At 60.9% G+C, this 3740-nt stretch carries 6 protein-coding genes; all 6 read left to right on the forward strand.

Annotated features, from left to right (window positions below; genetic code table 11):
- A partial coding sequence (locus tag AC1D35_RS35050; protein WP_477942510.1) for a hypothetical protein occupies positions 1 to 231 on the forward strand: 231 nt, incomplete at its 5' end.
- 360 nt (positions 232 to 591) lie between these two features.
- The gene (locus tag AC1D35_RS35055) at positions 592 to 1035 is read left to right on the forward strand and encodes a ParB/Srx family N-terminal domain-containing protein (protein ID WP_477942512.1); all 444 of its coding nucleotides are present in this window, start codon (positions 592 to 594) and stop codon (positions 1033 to 1035) included.
- Positions 1036 to 1166: 131 nt separating this feature from the next.
- Positions 1167 to 1568: a hypothetical protein gene (locus tag AC1D35_RS35060; RefSeq protein WP_477942514.1), complete on the forward strand. Its 402-nt coding sequence runs from the start codon at positions 1167 to 1169 to the stop codon at positions 1566 to 1568.
- 62 nt (positions 1569 to 1630) lie between these two features.
- A complete protein-coding gene (locus AC1D35_RS35065) occupies positions 1631 to 1795 on the forward strand; it encodes a hypothetical protein (RefSeq protein ID WP_162747543.1) in 165 nt (54 codons plus the stop codon).
- A 296-nt stretch (positions 1796 to 2091) separates the two neighbouring features.
- Positions 2092 to 2370 carry an HU family DNA-binding protein gene (locus AC1D35_RS35070; RefSeq protein ID WP_477942516.1) on the forward strand — a complete coding sequence of 93 codons (279 nt, stop codon included), beginning with the start codon at positions 2092 to 2094 and terminating at the stop codon, positions 2368 to 2370.
- Between the two features lie 483 nt (positions 2371 to 2853).
- The coding region (gene repA / locus AC1D35_RS35075) for a plasmid partitioning protein RepA (protein WP_477942518.1) at positions 2854 to 3740 on the forward strand (887 nt) is incomplete at its 3' end.

A 3740-nucleotide genomic window follows, 5' to 3' on the forward strand; every position in this document is an offset into this window, starting at 1 on the left:
GTAACGTCCGGTGCCGCGCAACGTCGTTTGCGCAGCGGGCTCTCCAGCCAAATCGCCGAAGCGCTCGCATCTCAGTTAAAACGTCTCGATCAGGCAGGAATGAAAAGGTTTGYCGACTTGATCGCCAACAACATCAGCGTGCTCTTGTCCGCCTTCGAACTGAAACTCCCTGCCGGTATCGCCGAAAGAGATGCTTATGTCGAACGGGGCGGCGGTTGGCTGATTTCCTGACACTTTCCATCTGAGAGCTTCTCGATGCGGCTCCGGCGGCGTGACACCACAACCAGGGGCATTTCGCCGATCCGCATTGGCACCGGGCAAGAACCATTGGTCGACAGGTCATGAAGGAAGGGGAAAGGGGGCGCTGCCCCTCTCCCCAACCAAGCGGAAAATCGGTCTCCCCATCCTTCGCGGCAAAGCCGCTGCAGGACCGGCAACTTGCCGCCGGCGCTATCGCGTGGGCGATCCCCMTCCGATTTGTCCGCTTGTCCCCCTCTCCCCCGCTGTTCCGCACGAGCTCGGGAGCAGGAGCGAAGGGCTCCTGCTCCGCAGGCTCAACCGCTTCGCGGAGAATCGGGAGAGGAGACGATCATGACAGAGGCAGTTTCGACCGAAACCATCATCGTCGCGCTGAACAGGCTCGACGCCGRTCCGATGAACGTGCGCAAGACCTATAGCGAGAGCGGCATCCGGGAACTTGCCGTCAGCATCAAGGCCAACGGATTGTTGCAGAACCCGGTGGTGCGCGTGGGAGAAAAGAAGGGACGCTATCTCGTGACCGCCGGAGGGCGGAGGCTGGCAGCGTTGCGCCTACTTGCGGAAAAGGGCGAGGTTCCCGCCAGCGTCCCCGTCGAATGCAAGCTGAGGCATGCCGATCAGGCAACGGAAATCAGTCTTGCCGAAAACACCATCCGCGAGGCGATGAACCCTGCCGACGAGTTTGTCGCCTTCACCGCGCTCGCCGGTGAAACGCATGCGCCCGCCGATATCGCCGTGCGCTTCGGAACGAGCGAGGCTGTCGTGCGCAAGCGTTAGGCGCTCGGGCGCGTCTCGCCCGTCCTGATCGAACTCTTCCGCAAGGAAGAAATGCGATTTGACCAGCTGAGCGCCTTTACCGTCAGCGACGATCATGGCGAACAGGAGCGCGTCTGGGCCGCCCTGCCTGCTTGGAACCGGCATCCCTCCGATATCCGGGCCCCACTCACCGGAGAGGCGATCAGGGGAAGCGACAAGCGCTTGCGCTCATTGGCGGCCTTGAGGCCTATGAGGCAGCAGGCGGTCCGGTCCGTCGCGATCTCTTCAACGAGGATGGCGGCGGTTATGCGCTTGATCCCGTCCTTCTCGAACAGTTGGTGGCGGGCAAGCTTGAAACGGTTGCCGTCGAGGTCAAGGAGGTAGGCTGGGCGTGGACGAAAATCGTGCCGGTCGCCGATTATGCCATTATGCAGCAGTTCGAACAGCGTTATCCGCAACTCCTCCGCTTGAGCGAGGCCGAACAGACCGAACTCGGCGGCCTTGAGAGCGAGCATGCCGGTCTCGAAGAGCTGATCGAGGCGGGCGAGGCGTAAGCGGATGCGGAGGAGCGGGTCGCGGCGATTGAGGCGCGGATGGTGGCGATCGAGCGGCCGGCGTGACCAGCGCAGTGGCCGTGAGGGCGGCGACGAAGAAGGCGGAAGCTGCCATCATCGCCGAGCGACTTGTCAAGGACAGCGGATGGGTGCCGGGGCCGATTCGCGTCACGATCACGCCCAATGTGCCGGCAGCCGAGACAGACCATAAAGTCGCCGCCGAATAGCGACCCGACAGCCACATCCTTTTTGTTCGGTCATCTCTGCGAAGGGAGCCCCGAATGTTTCCCCTCAAACGTTCGGTCCTGTCTTTTTCACGCCAGCCGCTGCAATCGAATCGCGGCGGCTTTTCGGTTGCGCAGACCGAGTGACATCATGCGCCGCCGGCCCCCTTCGAAGACGACAAATCGCTCCGAAGCTGTGGAAATCCCCATGCCGGCGAACTCTTGTCGGCCGAGTGGTCATGACAACCGTCGCATCTGCTGGCAAGGATTTTGCATCCATCAGTGATGCGGAGAACGACATGACGACGACCAACGAAATCGCAGATAAGATCGCCTCAGAACATGGCCTGACCAAGGTTCAGGGCAAGGCCATCGTGGAGGCGGTCATCGCCTCGATCACCGAGGCAGCGCTCGCCGGCAACGAAACCTCACTGCCGGGATTCGGAAAATTCAAGGTCAAAGCGACGCCGGAGCGCGAAGCTCGCAATCCATCGACAGGCGCAACGATCAAAGTTGCAGCCGCCAAGAAGTTGAGCTTCCAGCCGGCCAAGGCGCTTAAGGATGCGATGAACAAATGATCTGACGAAAGCCCCGCATTTGCGGGGCTCTTCTCTCGCCGACGGATTAGGTTTGAAGCGGAGCGTTTCAACTCGATGCTGCGATGAACCAAACCGCGAGACGCGATTGTTGGGGCAGTTGTCCGCGGACAACCGTGGTGTACCTCCACCACGCAGGAACGCGTGCGAGAATTTTCCCCAAGATGTGCCGGGGTGACAGCTCAAATTTTCTGAATATGGTCGAAGACTGGGCGCAGCAGCGCCGGAGGCTGGACCTGTGGCGCGACAGCGAAGCCCTTGGATGAGGTCCGGGATCGGCGCTGTCGGTTCAATCGCTGCCGCGACGGCAGCAAAGACGGAGATGTTCTCGTGAAAACAGGTCTATCGGGCCTGTTGAAAAGCTCATGGTTAAGCGTTTGTAAATCGGTAACGAATCGCGCGATAATATAACTGCGCAGTTGAAGCCCAATTTCCGAAAATTGCGCAGTTAAATTGGAAACCACGATGCTAGCGAATCCAGTTCTGAAAGACGATCAAGAGCACCTTCCGTCGCTTCTGGCAACGGATGCGCAGGAGCTCGCCTATCAGCTCCAGCAGCACCAGGCCAAAATCTTCCCGCCACTGTCCCAAAAGACGATGCGGGTGTTTTCCCCGGCCGAGGCCGCCTCCTTCATCGGCATCGGCGAGGGCTATCTTCGCCAGATCGCCAAGGACGGCCACGGACCCGATCCGCTCGCCAACGGCCGGCGCCAATATGACGCGGAAGACATGAACCGCATCCGCCAGGCGCTCGACGAGCGCAACGGCACGCCGAAATACGTGCCGGGCCGGCGCGGCGACGAAAAGCTGCAGGTCGTCTCGGTCATGAACTTCAAGGGCGGCTCCGGCAAGACCACGACATCGGCCCATCTTGCCCAATATCTGGCACTGCGTGGCTACCGGGTGCTGGCCATCGACCTCGACCCGCAGGCCTCGCTCTCGGCACTCTTCGGTCACCAGCCCGAACTCGATGTCGGGGAGGGCGAGACGATCTACGGTGCCATCCGCTATGAGAGCCCGGTGCCGATCTCCGAAGTCGTGCGCGCCACCTATACGCCGAACCTGCACATTATTCCCGGCAATCTCGAACTGATGGAATTCGAGCACGAGACGCCGAAAGCGATGGCGGGCGGTACGGCGGAATCRCTGTTCTTCGCGCGCATCGGCGAGGCACTGACCGATATCGAAAGCCTCTACGACGTCGTCGTGATCGACTGCCCGCCGCAGCTCGGCTTCCTCACGATGTCGGCGCTCTGCGCGGCGACCTCGGTGCTCATCACCGTGCATCCTCAGATGCTTGACGTCATGTCGATGTCGCAGTTCCTGACGATGACGAGCGAATTGATGTCGGT

It is taken from the genome of Rhizobium sp. P1_E6, from assembly GCF_056405875.1.

Excerpts from the sequence above, each read along its gene's own strand:
- AC1D35_RS35070 (WP_477942516.1), top strand. The coding sequence starts at position 2,092 with ATGACGACGACCAACGAAATCGCAGATAAGATCGCCTCAGAACATGGC.